Raw genomic sequence first — 17832 nt, 5'->3', positions numbered from 1 at the left:
TGGCACTCTATTGCGCCTGATTAATCCGCTGTTAACCCCCCTCTGTTTTAACCACTGCCTGTGTGTAAACTTGTTGCCATCAGGCACAACCATAATCAGAGAAAGGGAAAGACGGGGATGATTGACGACATGCGTTTAGGCAGGGAGCGGCGCTTTCTGGTGTTGCTGGGCATCATCTGCCTGGCGCTGATTGGCGGGGCGCTGTACATGCAAGTGGTACTGGGCGAAGCACCGTGCCCGCTGTGCATTCTGCAACGCTACGCCTTGCTGCTGATTGCGCTCTTCGCGTTCATCGGCGCGGCCATGCGCACCAAGGGCGCGCTGACGTTCTTCGAAGGGTTGGTGGTGCTCAGTGCCTTGGGTGGCGTGGCTGCGGCCGGCCACCATGTGTACACCCAGTTCTTTCCCCAGGTCAGTTGCGGCATCGATGTGTTGCAGCCGATCGTTGACGACCTGCCCCTGGCCAAGGTGTTTCCCCTGGGCTTCCAGGTCGACGGCTTTTGCAGCACCCCCTACCCACCGGTCCTCGGCCTGTCCCTGGCCCAATGGGCGCTGGTTGCATTCGTGCTGACGGCGATCCTGGTGCCCCTGTGCATCTATCGCAACCGTCATCCCAAAGCCTGAACCGCCGCGCCTGTCGAACGCTCCGTTGCTTCTGAATGAAGGCGGAGCGTTTTTGTTTGTAGGGATTTGTGAAAGCACCGTGACGAGGGGCAACGGAAGGTGCGCGCAGCGTGCGACATGTTGTCACATGAACGTTGTCGCAGGACGTTTCTGACCCGCCAAATCGGCCCTTGGATTTGCACCCCACGTACAAATTGTGCTGTCAGTTCGTGGTTCCCACGGCGGCCCGATTCGTATGCGGCCCCAATCCCTGAAGCATCTATGAATGCCTTGTTTTATGGGCACTTGGATACCCTCGGCATGCCCTTACAGGCCGTAAGGGAAGTGGCACTGTGCCCAATAACACGGCAATTTTTGTGGTTTTTGTTGAGAATCGAACGCGATAAGATCGCGAATCTTTGCAACTTTGGTGAAGGATTGTTGCTGGAATCGATAAAAATTATTTCTCTATAAGACATGGTTTATACATCGCTAGCTAACTACAATCGCCCGCACTGAATGTCCGGTGCTGTTCAATATTTGAGCATTGGAGCGGTCGAGGAGCAGATGGAAGGCTCAATGCGACCCCAGGTTCCGGCAGCCTTTCAACTATCCGCACCAAATGGAATTGGTCTGTAACAAGGCCTTTAGCCACGAAATCGAATAAGAACTCACTGCAGGTCCGTGAAACGTACAGTCATGACGTGTCGGGCAGGCTCTTATTCAATCGAAGAGAAATGCCAACCCTTGGCAGGGTGAAGTGTTGGCGATCAAAACCCAACTGCATTGCGCAAGCTGCTTTAGAGGTCGTGAGATGAGTAAAAACAGGTACCCCCGATTACTAGGCTTTTTGCCGCTGCTTGGCATGATGTTAATGCTGGGAGGCTGCAAGTGGACCTTGCTCGACCCAAAAGGACAGGTCGGTCTGGATGAACGAAACCTGATCATCACCGCTACCCTGCTGATGCTGCTGGTTGTGGTGCCTGTGATCGTGATGACCTTCGCCTTCGCCTGGAAATACCGCGCGTCCAACACCAGCGCCACCTATGCGCCGAAGTGGTCGCACTCCACCAAGATCGAGATCGCGGTGTGGTTGGTTCCGATCCTCATCATCATCGCCCTGGGTTACGTCACCTATAAGTCGACCCACGCGCTGGACCCGTATCGTCCGCTGGAGTCCGACGTCAAGCCTGTGAACATCCAGGTGGTCGCGCTGGATTGGAAGTGGCTGTTCATCTACCCGGACCTGGGTATCGCCACTGTCAACGAGATCCGCTTCCCGGAGCACACCCCGCTTAATTTCCGGATCACTTCCGACGCCGTGATGAACTCGTTCTTCATCCCTGCACTGGGTGGCCAGATCTACGCGATGGCAGGCATGCAGACCCGCCTGCACCTGATCGCCAACCAGAAAGCTGAAATGGAAGGCATCTCCGCCAACTACAGCGGCGCTGGCTTCACCGGCATGAAATTCAAAGCGATCTCGACAAGCCAGGAAGATTTCGACGCCTGGGTAGCTGCAGTCAAGGCCGCACCTAAACAGCTTGATCAAGCTGAATACGACGCTCTGACCAAACCGAGCCAGAACAACCCTGTCGCCTTGTACTCCGCGTATGAGCCGGACCTGTTTCAGAAAATCGTCGACAAGTACGAAGGTATGAAGCCAGGCAAGCCGGTCAAGCACGAGAAGAAAGAAGTGGCCGTGGTTGAAGGTTCTGATACGGGCGCGCATTCAACTGCTGGGGCAGAGGAGTAAACGATGTTTGGTAAATTAAGTTGGGACGCGGTCCCATTCCACGAGCCGATCGTAATGGTGACTATCGCCATGATCGCGCTGGGTGGTTTGGCGCTGGTTGCGGGTATCACCTATTTCAAGAAGTGGTCCTACCTGTGGACCGAGTGGTTGACCTCGGTCGACCACAAGAAAATCGGCGTCATGTACGTCATCGTTGCCATGGTCATGCTGCTGCGTGGTTTTGCCGACGCCATCATGATGCGTACCCAGTTGGCCATGGCCACCGAGGGTTCGCCTGGCTACCTGCCACCTGAACACTATGACCAGATCTTCACCGCCCACGGTGTGATCATGATCATCTTCATGGCGATGCCTTTCTTCACCGGCTTGATGAACCTTGCCTTGCCGCTGCAGATTGGTGCGCGTGACGTTGCCTACCCGTTCCTGAACTCCCTGAGCTTCTGGCTGCTGGTGTCCGGCGTGGTGCTGATCAACGTTTCCCTGGGCGTCGGCGAATTCGCCAAGACCGGTTGGGTTGCGTATCCGCCATTGTCGGGGCTGCAATACAGTCCGGGCGTGGGTGTGGACTACTACATCTGGGCGCTACAGTTATCAGGGCTCGGGACGACATTGACGGGGGTCAACTTCCTGGCCACCGTCCTGAAAATGCGCGCCCCTGGCATGAAACTGATGGACATGCCGATCTTCACCTGGACCTGCACCTGGGCAAACGTGCTGATCGTGGCTTCGTTCCCGATCCTGGCCGCTACCATGGCGCTGCTGTCGCTTGACCGTTACCTGGATTTCCACATTTTCACCAATGAACTTGGTGGCAATCCAATGATGTACGTGAACCTGTTCTGGGCATGGGGTCACCCTGAGGTGTACATCCTGATCCTGCCAGCGTTCGGTATTTTCTCCGAAGTGATCTCGACCTTTACCGGCAAGCGCCTGTTCGGTCACCACTCGATGGTCTACGCCTCTGGCGCGATCTCCGTACTGGGCTTCATGGTGTGGCTGCACCACTTCTTCACCATGGGTTCGGGGGCCAGCGTCAACGCCTTCTTCGGCCTGGCGACGATGCTGATTTCCATCCCGACGGGGGTGAAGCTATTCAACTGGCTGTTCACCATCTACCACGGTCGTCTGCGCATGACCAGCCAGGTCCTGTGGACCCTGGGCTTCATGGTGACCTTCGCCATCGGCGGCATGACCGGCGTACTGTTGGCCATCCCGGGTGCTGACTTCGTGCTGCACAACAGCCTGTTCGTGATCGCCCACTTCCACAACGTGATCATCGGTGGTGCGGTATTCGGCTACATCGCTGGTTTCAGCTTCTACTTCCCGAAAGCGTTCGGCTTCAAGCTGCACGAAGGCTGGGGCAAGGCTGCGTTCTGGTTCTGGATCTCGGGCTTCTTCGTCGCGTTCATGCCGCTCTATGCACTGGGCTTCATGGGCATGACCCGTCGTCTGAACGCCACAACCAACCCTGAGTGGGTACCGTACCTGTACGTTGCCATGTTCGGTGCGGTGATGATCGCTGTGGGTATCGCCTGCCAGCTGATCCAGCTGTACGTCAGCGTGCGTGATCGCAAGCAGAACATGTGCGAATCCGGCGACCCATGGAACGGCCACACCCTGGAATGGTCGACCTCGTCGCCACCACCGTTCTACAACTTCGCCGTGATCCCTACTGCGAACACCATTGATGCGTTCACCGAAGCCAAGGAAGACGGTACTGCGTACCAGAAGCCCAAGCACTACGAGCCGATCCACATGCCAAACAACACCGCCACTGGCGTGGTGATGGGTGCGCTGTTGACCGTGTTCGGTTTCGCGATGATCTGGCACATCTGGTGGCTGGCAATCGCGAGCCTGGTGGGCACTATCGGTTACTTCATCATTCACGCTGCCCGTGATGATCAAGGCTACATGGTGCCGGTCGAAACGATCGAACGCATCGAAGCCGAGCAGCACGCTCGCCTGGTAGCCGAGAAGAAGATCCCGGCCAACCGTGTAGAAACCTCGTTGGAACAGGCTTAAACCATGTCGAACTTAGTGACCAATGCTGGACACGCCCATGTCGATGACCATGGGCACGATGACCACCACCACGACTCGGGGCCGATAACCGTCTACGGTTTCTGGCTCTACCTGATGACCGACTGCATCTTGTTTGCGTCGATCTTCGCGGTGTACGCGGTACTGGTAAACAACGTAGCGGGTGGCCCGTCGGGCCACGACATCTTCGAACTGCCTTACGTGCTCGGCGAAACCGCCTTGCTGTTGTTCAGTTCGATCACCTACGGCTTCGCCATGTTGGCCTTCTACAAGGGCAACAAGAAGGGCGTACTGAGCTGGCTGGGCCTGACCTTCCTGTTCGGCCTGGGCTTCATCGGCATGGAGATCAACGAGTTCCACCTGCTGATCTCCGAAGGCTACGGCCCGCACCGTTCCGGTTTCCTGTCGGCGTTCTTCACGCTGGTCGGCACCCACGGTCTGCACGTATCCGCTGGCCTGCTGTGGATGGCAGTGATGATGTATCAGGTCAATAAGCACGGCCTGACCAACACCAACAAGACCCGCCTTAGCTGCCTGAGCCTGTTCTGGCACTTCCTGGACGTGGTCTGGATCTGCGTATTCACCGTCGTTTACTTGATGGGGACTCTGTAATGGCTAATGCACACTCCCATGACAGCCACGATTCAAGCCACGGCAGCGTAAAGTCTTACGCCATCGGCTTCATCCTGTCGGTCATCCTGACCCTGATCCCGTTCGGCCTGGTGATGTACCCAACCTTGCCGAAGTCGATCACCTTGATGATCGTCCTGGCGTTCGCGGTGATTCAGGTTCTGGTTCACCTGGTGTACTTCCTGCATCTGGACCGCTCCAAAGAGCAGCGCGAGAACGTGATCGCGTTTGTGTTCGCAGGCCTGGTGATCGTTCTGCTGGTTGGTCTGTCGCTGTGGATCATGTTCAGCATCCACACCTACATGATGGCGAAGTGAGGTAAGACCCGATGTCGCTTAAGCACTTTATCCAAATCACCAAACCGGGGATCATTTTCGGTAACGTGCTTTCTGTGGCGGGCGGTTTCTTCCTGGCCTCCAAGGGACATGTCGATCTGGCCATCTTCCTGGCTGCAATGATCGGTACGTCCCTGGTGGTTGCTTCCGGTTGCGTATTCAACAACTGCATCGACCGTGACATCGACATCAAGATGGAGCGCACCAAGAATCGCGTGCTGGTCCAGGGCCTCATCTCCCTGAAGCTGGCACTGATCTATGCGACCGTCCTGGGTGTTGCCGGTGTGGCCCTGTTGTACAAGGTGGCCAACCCGTTGGCGGCGCTGTTTGCCGTGATCGGTTTTGTCATCTACGTCGGCCTCTACAGCCTGTACCTCAAGCGCAAGTCGGTTCACGGCACGCTAGTGGGCAGTCTGTCGGGGGCAATGCCGCCGGTGATTGGTTATGTAGCTGTGACCAATAGCTTCGACATGGCCGCGCTGACGCTGCTGGTGATGTTCAGCCTGTGGCAGATGCCGCATTCCTACGCCATCGCGATTTTCCGCTTCAATGACTACCTGGCTGCGTCGATTCCGGTATTGCCGGTCAAGCGTGGCATCCAGGTGGCCAAGAAACACATCCTGCTCTACATCCTGGCCTTCCTCGTGGCGACCTTGATGTTGACCTTCAGTGGCTACGCCGGCATGAGCTACCTCGCCGTCGCCGCCGCGATGGGTATGTACTGGTTGTACATGGCCTGGACCGGCTACAAGGCGGTGGATGACACCGTCTGGGCGCGCAAGCTGTTCGTGTTCTCGATTTTCACCATCACCGCGCTCAGCGTGATGATGTCCCTGGATTTCCAAGTGCCGAAAGAGCTGTTGCTGACCTACGCCCACTGAGTGGTCTTGCAGTAAAAAAGCCCCGCCTTCGAAAGTCGCGCGGGGTTTTTTATTGAGCGCTGCGCTAAACCGGATACGCTGCGTTATCGTTGACGTTTTTCGCGAGCGAGCTCGCTCCTACCCCCCATTCTACAAATGCAGGAAGCAATGCAATGAGTAAAAAAGCCGTGATGGTCTTCAGTGGCGGGCAGGATTCGACCACCTGTCTGATCCAGGCCCTGCCGCTGTATGACGAAGTGCACTGCATTACCTTTGATTACGGCCAGCGCCATGTGGCAGAAATCGAAGTGGCCCAGAAATTGGCCAAGCAGTTGGGTGCCACTGTGCACAAAGTGATGGATGTGTCCCTGCTCAATGAGCTGGCGATCAGTAGCCTGACGCGCGACAACATCCCGGTGCCGACCGTGAACAGCTCGGGTGAAAGCCTGCCGAGCACCTTTGTGCCGGGGCGCAACATCCTGTTTCTGACCCTGGCTGCGATCTACGCCTATCAAGTGAAGGCCGAGACCGTCATCACCGGTGTGTGCGAAACCGACTTCTCAGGCTACCCCGATTGCCGGGATGAGTTTGTCAAAGCACTCAACCAGGCCCTCAAGCTGGGCATGGAATACGACGTGCGCCTGGACACGCCGTTGATGTGGCTGAACAAGGCCGAGACCTGGGCCCTGGCCGATTACCACGGGCAACTGGAGCTGGTGCGCGAGCAGACGCTGACTTGCTACAACGGCATCATCGGTACCGGCTGTGGCGAGTGTGACGCGTGCAACCTGCGCGCTCGGGGCTTGAATGACTACCTGCAGAACAACACACCTGTCATGCAGAGCCTCAAGCACAAGTTGAAACTGAAATAACCCTTGCAGGAGCGAGCTTGCTCGCGAAAAAACTGAGAGCGCCGCGTTCCACCAGATGCGCTGCGTGATCGTTGACGTTCTTCGCGAGCAAGCTCGCGCCTACAGGATTATTGATAGCGCTTGAACAATGAACGTGCCCCGTAGGCCGGCAGGATGTTGAAGAACGCAAAGCCGACTTTGATCGCGATCTGTACATAGATCATGCTGAGGATGTCGCTGGTCTGCATCGCCCCGTAGAAGGCGATAAAGCAGAACAGGAAGCTGTCGATAATCACCGCAAAGAACGTACTGAGGAATATCCGCAGGTATAGATACCTGGAGTTGGTCAGCTCCTTGATCTTGCACAGCAAGTAGGAATTTATATTCTCCGACACCAGGAACGAGACCGAAGAGGCCACCAGCACCGACGACACTTGCAGGATCACGTCGGTATAAGGCCCATCCAGCTTCCAGCCCGGTAGCCCTGGCAGGAACGTGGAGCCATACAGCAGGATGATGATCATCGCGTTGCTGGCAAACGCAAACAGAATGGCTCGCCTGGCCAGGCGCAAGCCAAAATTCTCGTTGAGCAAGTCCACGATCAAGAAGGTCAGCGGGTACAGGAACGTGCCCGGCGTGACGATGATGCCCAACGACTCCAGGTAAATCGGTTTGGTCGCGGCAATGCTGGTGAAGATATAGAAGGTGAACAGCAGCAAGTTCAGGATGATGTAGATCATCCAGGAGTTTTCATTGCGGTCGTTTATATCGTAGGCGGTCAGCGTTCCGCCTTGGGAGTAGAACTTCTTGTACAGGTTCTTGATTTCCATCTTGTTGAAGTTGTCCATCATTTCACTGCTGAGCACTTCACTCAGCTTGATCTTGAGGACCTTGCCCGTGGCGATCACCATGATCACCGCCAGGCGCTTGTCGTTTTCAAAGCCCAGCAACTTGTATTTGCTGTTTTCCACGGCGCCCTCAGACGTTGTCATTGAAGCGCTCCTCAAGGATGTCGCCGATGACACACAAACGCTCTGAGTTCCCGCAGGGTTCGAGGGTGATGAACAGCTTCTTGGTGGCGCGGTCGTACACCAGTTTTTCTTTATCGTCGCTCGACGAGCCTTTCTGCACGATCAGCAAGTCCCCCGGTTCATTGAGGCCGGGAATCCCGTGCTCCAGGCGCACGCCGATCAGGTTGCAGGCGCTGCCAAAGTAGTAGGTCAGCGGATGAAGCGTGGCCAGCTCACCGATGCGCTTGCCCAGGCTTTGCATGAGCAGGCTTTCCTTGAGCACAGGCACTGCCGCCGGGTTCTTGTTACCCAGTGGGGAAACATTGCTCTCGATGACTTCCTTGGCTTCAAAACTGATCGTCTCGATTTCTTCGTAGGAGACGCCAAAGAAGTCAGAGATCTTGCGTATCGTCGACTGCTGTACGTTAACGACCTTGCCTTCCAGGATGTTATAGATGGTGGTCCTGGTCAGGCCGGCGGCACTGCTTAACGAAAGCTGGGTTTCGCCACGACTCTTGATCAAGTACTTGATGTTGCTCTTCAAGTGCTCGGTTTTTTCCCGTCTGTGTATCAAGTGCTCACCACTTCCATTTAGTCATCAGTCCATGCCGGCAGAACCCGTTCTTGAGGGTTCGCGGCAGTGAAAGTGTTGCATGCGCCCGCTACAACAATAAAGTACTGAGTGCAGGGATACGCCTCGGTGGTAAATCAGGCAACGGCTTTCTCGTCATACTCTTCTGAACGGCCAGCGCGAATCCCTCGCGCCTCTACAAGGAGTAGTCACCATGGTGCGTGTCAGTCGTCGATCCCTTCTCGCCCTGGGCGCGGCCCTGCCTGTGTTGGGGCAGCTCAATTGGGCGCTTGCCAGCCCGGCGCCGACGAAATCTGACAAGGTACTACTCAATTACAACGAAAGCCCCTACGGCCCTTCAGACGCGGCTCGCCAGGCGATGCAGCGCGCGATTGCAGCCTCCGGGCGTTACCCTTACCCGGACATGTATGCATTGGCCGCGTTGTTTGCCGAGCAACAGGGCATCGCCGAAGAAAACATCGGGGTATTTGCCGGCTCGATGGCTGCCCTGCGTTACGCGGTGCTGGCGTTCGCCAGCCAGACCCGCGGCCTGGTGATGGCCACGCCGTCCTACGAAGTACCGCGCCAGGCGGCCGAATCGATCAAGGCGCCGGTGCATGAAGTTAACCTCGACGCCCAGCATGCCCACGATGTGCACGCCATGCTCGCCGCGGACCCACAGGCCGGCATGCTGTACCTGTGCAACCCCAACAACCCGACCGGTACGCTCACCTCGACCGAGGCTATCCGCCACGCTCTGGTGAATAAACCCAAGGGCAGCGTGCTGGTTGTGGACGAGGCTTATATCGACTTCTGCGACGCCCCCAGTTGCGTAAGTTGGGTCAGGGAACACCACGACCTGCTGGTACTGCGTACCTTCTCGAAGATCTATGGCATGGCCGGTGCGCGCCTGGGCCTGGCGATCGGCCACCCGGCGCTACTGGAGCGGTTGGCCGTGTTCGGCGGCGACAACGTCCCGGCCGGCGCCAGCTTGCTGGCCGCCCGTGCGAGCCTGGAAGACGCGCAACTGGTGGGCCAACGCAGAGCGCTCAATGCCAGGTTGCGCGATGAGACGATCGCCTGGCTCAAGGGCCGAGGCTTTACCTGCACCTTTTCCCACAGCAACTGCTTCATGATCGACGTGAAGCGCCCGGCAGAGCAGGTGATTGAGCAGTTGGCGGCACGGAATGTACTGGTCGGGCGGGTGTGGAAGGACTGGCCGCAGTGGGTGCGGGTGACGGTGGGCAATGAGCAGGAGATGGAGCGCTTTCGCGAGGCGTTCGCGGCGCAGGTCTAGCCCCTGGGTTTGCATCCGTTGCCTGGACAGGTAAGCCAGGCATGCTGCATGCTCGACCGGGTTGAATGATCAAGGAAGACACCTGTGCGACCTAATGGCCAACCCGATAAAAAATCGCCCATGCTGCCCGAGGATATGCGCCGCTTGCTCGATACCGAGCTGAGCCGCCGTGGCCTGGGACACTTCGAGGTCTACCAGTGTGGGCCGACGCTGGACCAAGCGCAGATTGTGTCCAATTACCCCGAGGCCATGGAGCCTTCCGACACGGCCGACGATTTCTACCGGCGTGGCGAGCTGGTTTCATTGACCCGTACGCGGATCAAACCATTTTTCTGGAGTGATGAACACCTGCTGGCCGTGGCCGATGAGGCGGTGCCGGTGCCGGGCCCCTACAAACCCGTTGGCGAGGGCGCCAGTTTTATCGTGCATGGCAATCGTGGCTTCTACTCGGTGCTCAATCTGTGCAGCTTCGGCGAACATCGGCAATTTCGCGAGACCGTGCTGGCCCATCAAAGTGAACTGCAGATGCTGTTGGTCTCGATGTACGACGAGGCCCTGGAAGATCACGCGGCGCCTGTCGAACAACAGACGGTGCTGACCCCAAGGGAAACCGAAGTATTGTCCTGGGTCAGCCTGGGCAAGACCTACAACGAAGTGGCACTCCTGACGTCGATGACCTCCCATACGGTCAAGTTTCATATGAAGAATATCTTCGGCAAATTGCAGGTCAGCAACGGCAAATCAGCAATCGGCAAGGCCCTGCAATTGGGCTATATCCGCCACCCGGCCTGAGGCCGCAATCACCGCCTACCTGTCCAAATGGGTAGCTTGTTCGCCGCACAGTGCTGCATTAGTTTGCCCAGCTATGGAGTTTGGCGCCGGACACACCGGCGCCGCCATTGCGAAAGGACATCCGGATGAGCCGCTCTGCAGCTTTGCTCCACACCTGTGCCAGCGTGCTGCGCTGATGGGTACTTTTCACGCCTTGCGCGGCCTTAATGCGCGGTTGCAAGCATTGTTCATGATCACGCTGGTGTTCCGCACGGGCACCCTGGCGTTTCCTTTTTACGCGGCGTACCTGATTCATCAACACGCGATATCGGCAGGTACGGCAGGCCTGTTGGTCGGCGTGTATGGCGCGGGCGCCCTGTGTACCGACCTGATCATCGGCGCCGTGATCAAGCGGTTTTCGGCCAACCGGGTCATTCTCGGTTCGTTGTTGTTCAACGCGGTGTTGCTGCTGGTCATTCCCTCGGTGGATAACCTGCTCGCGCTGTTCCTGTTGTCGTTTCTCTGGGGGGCCTGTTACGAAGCCTTCACACCGGCCGCGTTCTCCGAGACAGTGGCTCACAGTAATCTTGAGTCACGCAAAGTGGCGTTTTCCTGCAACCGATTGGCGATCAACATCGGCATGGCCATCGGGCCGCTACTGGGCAGCTTGATCTTCCTCAGCAATGCCGATGCGGTCTTCTACATCAATGCCGTGCTGTCCCTGCTGGCCTTCGCCGCCTGCCTGCGGTTTGGTCGGTCTCGGCAGGCCACCCAAGGCGTACCTGTCGCCGTCAAAGGCGAGGGCTTGCCCGAGGTGGCGGCTCATGAGCGTTCGCGACTGCTGGTGATCCTGTTGGCAGCGCTGCCGGTGCACGTGGCTTACGCATTGCCGCCGACTTTTCTGTCGGCGTACATCATCAACTACACCCAATTGCCGGCCTATTACGTGGGCATCATCTTCTTTATCAATGCGTTGCTAGTGATTGTGTTTGAAGTGCCGATCAACCTGCGCATGGCGCACTTGTCGAGCAGTCGCTCGCTGATCATTGGCCTGTTGCTGGCAGGCTGCGGTTTCTTCTTGATGGGCTTTGGTCAGGTCGGCGCGCTGTTGGTGCTTGCTACGGTGTTGTGGAGCCTGGGCGAGATGATTGTGTTCCCCGCGATCACCCACTACGTCAGCAGCATTTCCAGCCGCGACAGCGTGGGCCGCAACCTTGGCTACTACTCGGCGGGCGTCAACATCGGCGTGATGATCGCGCCCTCGTTGGCGTTCATGTTGCTGGCCCGGCCAACCTTGCCGTCACCGTGGCTGCTGGCAGGCTGTGTGTTGTTGCTGTTCGCAATCGCCGTGGGGATGATGAAAAGCTCGGCGGTGTTGTGGAATAAAGAGGCGTAGACGGCAACCGGCGCTGCGCCTTGCGCGCGCGCCTGGTTGCGTCAGCTACTTACTGGGCGGCGATGGCGTAGCCGTCAAAGGCGCTTTGCTGTTGCAGCGCGGTCACGATGCTCTTGCGCGTGACCGGTTGCTCGGCGCCGCTGTTGTCGATGAAGGTTTCGCTCGCAAGTTCCGCCTCGCTGCCTTCGCCCACAAAGGTGAAACCCAGGAACTCCAGCGCTTCGCGGTCCACATTGAGCTTGGAGCGCGGCGTGCGCAGCGGCAAGGTGACGCTGATGCCATCCTTGCTGATCACAAACACTTCGGTGTCTTTCTTGGCGCGTGCAGCCTTGCCCTTGCCGGCGCTCGGGTTGCTGATGGCCTGGTGCGACTGGTTAAGCACTTTGAGGGCCAGGCCATAGACCAATTCCTGGAACTCGGGATCGTCCTTGAAGCTGGACAGGATGCGGCTGATCGAGAACTGGCTGCTCAGGTGTTCCAGGGCGGCGTTGTCTGCGGCTTCGGCGTCTTTCAATTGTTTGAGCTGGCCCATCAGGTCATAGGCTTTGTCATCGTCGAAGGCATCGTGGGCCTGGCGGATGGCAACGCGTAGCTCGCGGATCTGGTCGCTTTCCTTGGAGGTATGAAACGCGTCCAGCACCATCTCGCTGATGATCTTGGCGGCTGGCACATGCTGTGAAAGATTGATGGCGTTTTCGTATTCGGCTTTGGCGTACAGGGCGACTACGGATTCTTCGGCGGATTTTTCGGTGTAGGAATCAGACATTAAAATTTCACTGCGTAGTATGCGGAGAGACAAAAAAACGTCGGGCATTTTCAGCGGGTGAGGGGATCAGGTCAAGGCAGCCCGCTATTCGTCCAGCTGTGTGAGGCACGCCTGGAAGATATCCAGGCCTTCCTCCAACACCGCAGGTTCAATGGTCAGCGGGGCCAGCAAGCGCACGATGTGCCGCGACTTGCCGCTGGGCATCAGCAGCAAGCCAGCCTCTCGCGCCAGCTCCAGCAGTTGCGCCAGTTGCTTGGGAGCGGGTGTGCCGTCGGCGTGGGCCAGTTCAATGCCCCGCATGGCGCCGACACCGGTGAGGCGGCCCAGGTAGGGCGACAGTTGCTGCGCGCGCCAGGCTTCATAGCGACCCACAATCGCGGCCTCCTGCGCGACGCCCCAGGCGTGCAGGTTTTTGTCGCTCATCACCTCAAGGGTCGCCAGCGCCGCCGCGCAGGCGACGGGGTTACCGGAGTAGGTGCCGCCCAGGCCGCCTTTGGGCAGGTTGTCCATCAGCGCCTTGCGCCCGACCACTGCCCCCAGCGGCATGCCGCCGGCGATGCTTTTGCCGAGCAGCAGCAGGTCCGGCTCGATGCCCAGGCGCGAGAAGGCGAAACGCTGGCCGGTGCGACCAAAACCCGACTGGATTTCATCAATGATCAGCAGGATGTTGTGCTGGTCGCAGAAGCGTCGCAAGACTTGGGCAAACTCAGTGTCCAAGGCTAGAAAACCGCCTTCGCCCTGCACCGGCTCGATGATGAAGCAGGCCACATCGTTTATGTCGATTTCCACGCTGAACAGACGCTCCATCGCCTTCAGCGCGTCGGCGCAGGTCATGCCGTTATCGGTACTGGGGTAGGGCAGGTGATATACAGGGCCGGGCAGTACGCCGACCTTCTGCTTGTAGGGCGCGACCTTGCCATTGAGGTTGAGGGTCGCCAGGGTGCGCCCATGGAAGGCACCGTCGAAGGCGATCACCGCCGTGCGACCAGTGGCACCACGGGCGATCTTCAAAGCGTTCTCTGCCGCTTCTGCACCGCTGTTGGTGAGCATGCCGCTGACGGGGTAACCCACCGGGATAAAGGCGCTGAGGCGTTGCATCAACTCGATGTAGGGCGTATGCGGTGCGGCGTTGAACGCGTAATGGGTGAGCCGGGCCGCTTGCTCGCAAATGGCCGCCACCACGGCCGGGTGGCAATGGCCCAGGTTGAGCACGCCGATACCCCCGACAAAGTCGATGTAACGCTTGCCTGCAGCGTCCCAGACCTCGGCGTTTTTACCGTGACTGAGGCTGATGGGGTGAACGATGGAAATCGACTGGCTGATGCTAGCGTGACTCATGGCTCTGGGACTCGGCAGTGGTGGGCGCAGCGCTATCTAAGCCGCGCGCCCGGCCTTGCCGCAAACGAAATAAAGTCGCCGTGTCATTCCACCTTGGAAGGAGCTGCGACTATTCCGACACCCCATCCTTGCCCGCCGCCTTGGATCGGTACAAGGCTTGATCGGCCCGCGCCATCAGCGCAGCCGGGGACTCGCCCATGCGCCGCTCCACCACGCCCAGGCTCAGGGTAACGTTCAAGGCGCCCAAGGGGGCCGCCTCCTTGATTTTATGGCGAATCCTTTCGGCCAACTCTTTGGCCTCGTCCAGGCTGCTTTTGGGCAGCACCACCATAAACTCATCGCCGCCCCAGCGCGCCAGCAAGTCGCTTTTACGCACGCAGGCTTCCAGATGTTCCACTACCCGTATCAGGGTCTGGTCGCCGACGCCATGGCCGTATTGGTCATTGATTGGCTTGAAGTCATCGACATCCATGGCCACCAGTGCCAGGGGCAGGCGGAAGCGTTCGGCGCGGTCGCATTCCTCCAGCAGCACTTTTTCCAGGCGGTACCGGTTGGCGATGCGCGTCAGGGCGTCCCGCTCGGCCAAAGAGCGGTTTTCGTCCAGTTGCAATTGCAGTTGCTGGTTGACGCGCGACAACTCAAGCGTGCGCTCCGCGACCAGCGCTTCCAGGGATTGGTTGCGCTTTTGCAACTGTTCGATGGAGCATTTGCGCGTATGGATATCGCGGTGTGCGCCGACCATGCGCGCCACGGAACCGTCGGGGTTGCGGGCAATGACGTAGCCGCGGTCCTCGATCCAGAGGTACGTACCGTCTTCTTTTCGGCAACGGTATTCGGCCCGGTAATGAGCGGCGCGTTGGCTGATGTAGTCATCGAACACCGTCATCACGCGAGGGTAATCCTCGGGGTGGATCACGTTCTCCCAGGTGAAGACGCTGTTTTCCAGGGAGTGGTGGGAGTATCCAAGCATTTCGTACCAGCCGGGATTGCGGTAGACGAAGCCGGTATTGGCGTTCCAGTCCCAGATGCCGTCACTGACCAGTTCCATGATGGCGTGCAACAGGTCTACGTTAAGGTCGGAAACCTCATGGCGTAGCGGTTCTTTGCCGGATGTATCGTCCATCTGCACGCTTCCTGCGGGGGCTGGCGCCCAAGGCCAGTCATGGTTGACGCCGATACTCCGTGGCTGGCGCTACTGTACATCGGCGCTTGCGCGCTTTGAATAGGGCAGGTGTGCTGCTTTTGACGAGTGGCGAAACGCTATTTTTCTGGCGCCATCATCTTTGTTCGAGGCTTCCCATCAGCGTTGTGCTGGTAAATGGCTTGCGGTTGGCCCTGCTCATTGAAAAACACCTGGCCAATGCCCGCCGAGTTCCACAACCGCTCACCCGCTTCGGCGTGCTCTGGAATATAGGGCACCACCTGCATGGTGCGGCGGCGGGTAAACCAGTTAAGCGGCGAACGCGGGGAGTAGAGCCAGCGGTTGAGGCGGTCGAACCATTCCAGCAGGCGCGGCGGGAACTCGTTCTTGATGCCGCTGCTGGTGATTTGCCAGATATTGGGGCCGCCGTTGCGGTGGCGGATCAGCACTTGGTAGACAAACGAGTAATGCACATCACCGGAAAGGATCACGTAGTTACCCGGTGTGCGCGAGTGGCGGAAGATATTCAAAATCACTTGGGCAGCGCCGCGGTGGGCCATCCAGTTCTCGGCGTCCACCAGCAGTGGGAAGCCACACCAGCTGAAAACCTTCTGCACCGTCTCGATCAGCTTGACGCCAAAGACCGGCGCGGGCGAGACAATGATGGCTGACGGGTGGTCCAGTAGCGCTTGTTGCAGTTCGCTCAAGGCTTCCCAGTCCAGCAGGCCGGAAGGTTGCTTGAGGGTGAACTCGCTGCGCCAGCGTCGGGTGCGGGTGTCGAGTACCACCAGCGCCGGGGTGGTGGGCAATACGTAGTGCCACTGCTGGAATTTCAGCAGTGTGGTGACTAGCTCATCCTGCTGTGTGGCGTCCAGGTGGTTGTCTTGCGCCTGGTTGGCAAGTGCCTGGGTTTGGCTCACCAGTTCGCCAAACACCTTGGGCTGGTTGCCCCAGCCCTGGCATAAAAGATAGGCCATCAACGCATTACCGATGATGCGTTTGGAGAAGGGATGGCCGTAGGCAGTTTCTTCCCATTGGGCGCTGAGGTTCCAGTCGTCGGTGATGTCGTGATCATCAAAGATCATCAGGGTCGAGAGGTGGGCGAATACCCGGGCGACCCCTGGAAGGCCACTGCGAAATTGATCGATCTGTATCTGTTCGCGGGCATAACGCTGCTGTTCTTGCGCGCTCAGTTGCGGCGGTTGGGGGGAGATCAGTGTCCACGGTGTGGGCGACCAGGCCAGCAGGTACATGGCGATCACTTCGGCAAAGGTCACCAGGTGATTATCGGCGGTGCTGCTGGTGAAAATCGGTTTCTTCACGCCGCCGAAAAAGCGCTCACGCAAGGTCTCGTTACTGTCCAGCGCGGGGAGCAGGTCGGCGCGATGGTAATAGCTGGCGCGATGCCCGTAGAGGGCGGCACTGTCGTCAACCACGGCCCCTTCCAGGTATTCGTCGAACAGGCCCAGGCGCGCGATTAATTCATGAATTGCCCGCAGCATGGGCCCCGCGACGTCGTCGGCGTAGACCTGGTCGCCGCTCATCATCAGCAAGGCGGGGCGTTGTGCCACGGTGGGAGCTTGCGCCAGCAGACGATCAATGCACAGCAACCCGTCATCAGCGCGATGGTGAGGCTTGCGGCAGGAGCCGTGGACCAGTTGGTGGATGCGCCCATGCACGACGAAATCGGGCAGCGTGGCGCCTGCGTACAGCAGATGGGGTGCCCACTGGGCTATTCCGCAGCCGTCAATAAACAGGTCATAGTGGATGTTTACATCCAGAGGCAGGGCGTCAGTCAGGGGCACATAGATCAAGTGGATAAACGAATGGCGCCCGACGGGAACGATCTGACAATGTGCATGAAGGTGAATATCCAGCGTTGATCCCTGAGCGTGCTGCAGCCTCATAACCAGCTTCAGTTCCCGGCTCGCCACCAGCCATAGCACCACACGCTTTGGTTCCAGGCGGCGCAGCAACGGGCCGGCAAGTACGGGGGGAAGTGACTGCAGTTCAGGCATGACGCGATCGGCTCACTAACAAGACAAGCACTCAGTATAACGCTGAAAATGTCGGCATTTCGTCAACGAACGTCAGACAGTAATATGTTGTGGCTATTAATGAATAAGCAGCGCCCTGGGCGCTACTTATTTAGTAGTTGCGCTTAAGTAAGTTTACTCAAAGAACATGGCCTTTGCCGAGACTGTCCAAGCCACCACCATTACGTCTGCCGCCTCTGTCTGCGGTGACCCCATTGTCATTAATCGAATTATCGGGAGCGATTTGATCGAGGCTTCGTTTCGAGCGTGAGTTGACCTTCTCGCTGGCTTGGGTGTCTTGGTCGGGGGCGGATTGGGAAATGTAAGTATTGACGGGATTAAAGCCGGTAGAATTGAACACGGTAACGCCTCACTATTAATGGCATGGTTTACATGGCATGTTCTTCCCTGTAACAGTGCTCGGCGTAAGT

At 58.1% G+C, this 17832-nt stretch carries 17 protein-coding genes and 1 pseudogene; 10 read left to right on the top strand and 8 right to left on the bottom strand.

The window, feature by feature from the left end; translation table 11 throughout:
- Window positions 1–117: 117 nt before the first annotated feature.
- From BT204_RS14640 to queC, 7 genes are all read left to right on the top strand, one after another.
- A complete protein-coding gene (locus BT204_RS14640) occupies window positions 118–624 on the top strand; it encodes a disulfide bond formation protein B (protein WP_047711744.1) in 507 nt (168 codons plus the stop codon).
- A 793-nt stretch (window positions 625–1417) separates the two neighbouring features.
- Entirely contained in the window at window positions 1418–2359 is a 942-nt protein-coding gene (gene cyoA, locus BT204_RS14625; protein WP_054896962.1) for a ubiquinol oxidase subunit II, read from the top strand.
- Between the two features lie 3 nt (window positions 2360–2362).
- Complete coding sequence (cyoB, locus tag BT204_RS14620) at window positions 2363–4381, top strand: cytochrome o ubiquinol oxidase subunit I (protein WP_003194053.1); 2019 nt, start codon at window positions 2363–2365, stop codon at window positions 4379–4381.
- A gap of 3 nt (window positions 4382–4384) precedes the next feature.
- Window positions 4385–5011, top strand: a complete 627-nt coding sequence (locus BT204_RS14615) for a cytochrome o ubiquinol oxidase subunit III (RefSeq protein WP_003194052.1) — start codon at window positions 4385–4387, stop codon at window positions 5009–5011.
- Window positions 5011–5346: a cytochrome o ubiquinol oxidase subunit IV gene (cyoD, locus tag BT204_RS14610; protein ID WP_003194051.1), complete on the top strand. Its 336-nt coding sequence runs from the start codon at window positions 5011–5013 to the stop codon at window positions 5344–5346. The genes BT204_RS14615 and cyoD overlap by 1 nt, the downstream gene beginning before the upstream one ends.
- An 11-nt stretch (window positions 5347–5357) precedes the next feature.
- Window positions 5358–6245, top strand: coding sequence for a heme o synthase (gene cyoE / locus BT204_RS14605; protein ID WP_003194050.1), 888 nt, complete (start codon window positions 5358–5360; stop codon window positions 6243–6245).
- A 152-nt stretch (window positions 6246–6397) separates the two neighbouring features.
- Window positions 6398–7096, top strand: coding sequence for a 7-cyano-7-deazaguanine synthase QueC (gene queC, locus BT204_RS14600; RefSeq protein WP_072447243.1), 699 nt, complete (start codon window positions 6398–6400; stop codon window positions 7094–7096).
- A gap of 7 nt (window positions 7097–7103) precedes the next feature.
- On the opposite strand, the pseudogene BT204_RS28155 reads toward queC, so the two are convergent.
- The 3 genes and pseudogenes from BT204_RS28155 to BT204_RS14585 form a co-directional block, all read right to left on the bottom strand.
- A pseudogene (locus BT204_RS28155) lies at window positions 7104–7211 on the bottom strand (outer membrane lipoprotein carrier protein LolA); the annotation flags it as partial.
- Complete coding sequence (locus tag BT204_RS14590) at window positions 7204–8067, bottom strand: queuosine precursor transporter (RefSeq protein ID WP_014719862.1); 864 nt, start codon at window positions 8065–8067, stop codon at window positions 7204–7206. The pseudogene BT204_RS28155 and the gene BT204_RS14590, both read right to left, overlap by 8 nt.
- Window positions 8054–8659 carry a helix-turn-helix transcriptional regulator gene (locus BT204_RS14585; RefSeq protein ID WP_080757657.1) on the bottom strand — a complete coding sequence of 202 codons (606 nt, stop codon included), beginning with the start codon at window positions 8657–8659 and terminating at the stop codon, window positions 8054–8056. Before BT204_RS14585 ends, BT204_RS14590 begins: the two co-directional genes overlap by 14 nt.
- A gap of 211 nt (window positions 8660–8870) precedes the next feature.
- Between BT204_RS14585 and BT204_RS14580 the strand changes: the two genes are divergently transcribed.
- From BT204_RS14580 to BT204_RS14570, 3 genes are all read left to right on the top strand, one after another.
- On the top strand, window positions 8871–9953 hold the full coding sequence (locus tag BT204_RS14580; RefSeq protein ID WP_072447240.1) for a pyoverdine biosynthesis transaminase PtaA: 1083 nt from the start codon (window positions 8871–8873) through the stop codon (window positions 9951–9953).
- A gap of 120 nt (window positions 9954–10073) precedes the next feature.
- A complete protein-coding gene (locus BT204_RS14575; RefSeq protein WP_219857398.1) occupies window positions 10074–10745 on the top strand; it encodes a helix-turn-helix transcriptional regulator in 672 nt (223 codons plus the stop codon).
- A 175-nt stretch (window positions 10746–10920) separates the two neighbouring features.
- A complete protein-coding gene (locus tag BT204_RS14570) occupies window positions 10921–12120 on the top strand; it encodes an MFS transporter (RefSeq protein ID WP_169918863.1) in 1200 nt (399 codons plus the stop codon).
- Window positions 12121–12169: 49 nt separating this feature from the next.
- Here the strand turns inward: BT204_RS14570 and BT204_RS14565 are convergent, their stop codons facing one another.
- The 5 genes from BT204_RS14565 to BT204_RS27445 form a co-directional block, all read right to left on the bottom strand.
- Window positions 12170–12886: a hypothetical protein gene (locus tag BT204_RS14565; protein ID WP_034128720.1), complete on the bottom strand. Its 717-nt coding sequence runs from the start codon at window positions 12884–12886 to the stop codon at window positions 12170–12172.
- 84 nt (window positions 12887–12970) lie between these two features.
- Complete coding sequence (locus BT204_RS14560) at window positions 12971–14224, bottom strand: 2-aminoadipate transaminase (protein ID WP_054921996.1); 1254 nt, start codon at window positions 14222–14224, stop codon at window positions 12971–12973.
- Between the two features lie 109 nt (window positions 14225–14333).
- Entirely contained in the window at window positions 14334–15347 is a 1014-nt protein-coding gene (locus BT204_RS14555; protein WP_054922000.1) for a sensor domain-containing diguanylate cyclase, read from the bottom strand.
- A 137-nt stretch (window positions 15348–15484) separates the two neighbouring features.
- Entirely contained in the window at window positions 15485–17383 is a 1899-nt protein-coding gene (locus BT204_RS14550) for an alkaline phosphatase D family protein (protein ID WP_072447238.1), read from the bottom strand.
- Between the two features lie 157 nt (window positions 17384–17540).
- Window positions 17541–17762 (bottom strand): hypothetical protein, encoded by a 222-nt coding sequence (locus BT204_RS27445; protein WP_125919832.1) that lies wholly within the window; start codon window positions 17760–17762, stop codon window positions 17541–17543.
- Window positions 17763–17832: the final 70 nt, after the last annotated feature.

Source organism: Pseudomonas sp. NFPP02, assembly GCF_900119355.1.
Taxonomy (GTDB): Bacteria; Pseudomonadota; Gammaproteobacteria; order Pseudomonadales; family Pseudomonadaceae; genus Aquipseudomonas; species Aquipseudomonas paracarnis.
This window is presented reverse-complemented; position numbering and strand designations above follow the sequence as displayed.

Coding starts and splice junctions, on each gene's coding strand:
- BT204_RS14570 (WP_169918863.1), top strand. CDS start 10,921: ATGGGTACTTTTCACGCCTTGCGCGGCCTTAATGCGCGGTTGCAAGCA.
- cyoB (WP_003194053.1), top strand. CDS start 2,363: ATGTTTGGTAAATTAAGTTGGGACGCGGTCCCATTCCACGAGCCGATC.
- BT204_RS14565 (WP_034128720.1), bottom strand. CDS start 12,886: ATGTCTGATTCCTACACCGAAAAATCCGCCGAAGAATCCGTAGTCGCC.
- BT204_RS14640 (WP_047711744.1), top strand. CDS start 118: ATGATTGACGACATGCGTTTAGGCAGGGAGCGGCGCTTTCTGGTGTTG.
- BT204_RS14555 (WP_054922000.1), bottom strand. CDS start 15,347: ATGGACGATACATCCGGCAAAGAACCGCTACGCCATGAGGTTTCCGAC.
- BT204_RS14575 (WP_219857398.1), top strand. CDS start 10,074: ATGCTGCCCGAGGATATGCGCCGCTTGCTCGATACCGAGCTGAGCCGC.
- queC (WP_072447243.1), top strand. CDS start 6,398: ATGAGTAAAAAAGCCGTGATGGTCTTCAGTGGCGGGCAGGATTCGACC.
- cyoA (WP_054896962.1), top strand. CDS start 1,418: ATGAGTAAAAACAGGTACCCCCGATTACTAGGCTTTTTGCCGCTGCTT.
- cyoD (WP_003194051.1), top strand. CDS start 5,011: ATGGCTAATGCACACTCCCATGACAGCCACGATTCAAGCCACGGCAGC.
- cyoE (WP_003194050.1), top strand. CDS start 5,358: ATGTCGCTTAAGCACTTTATCCAAATCACCAAACCGGGGATCATTTTC.
- BT204_RS14590 (WP_014719862.1), bottom strand. CDS start 8,067: ATGACAACGTCTGAGGGCGCCGTGGAAAACAGCAAATACAAGTTGCTG.
- BT204_RS14560 (WP_054921996.1), bottom strand. CDS start 14,224: ATGAGTCACGCTAGCATCAGCCAGTCGATTTCCATCGTTCACCCCATC.
- BT204_RS14550 (WP_072447238.1), bottom strand. CDS start 17,383: ATGCCTGAACTGCAGTCACTTCCCCCCGTACTTGCCGGCCCGTTGCTG.
- BT204_RS14615 (WP_003194052.1), top strand. CDS start 4,385: ATGTCGAACTTAGTGACCAATGCTGGACACGCCCATGTCGATGACCAT.
- BT204_RS14580 (WP_072447240.1), top strand. CDS start 8,871: ATGGTGCGTGTCAGTCGTCGATCCCTTCTCGCCCTGGGCGCGGCCCTG.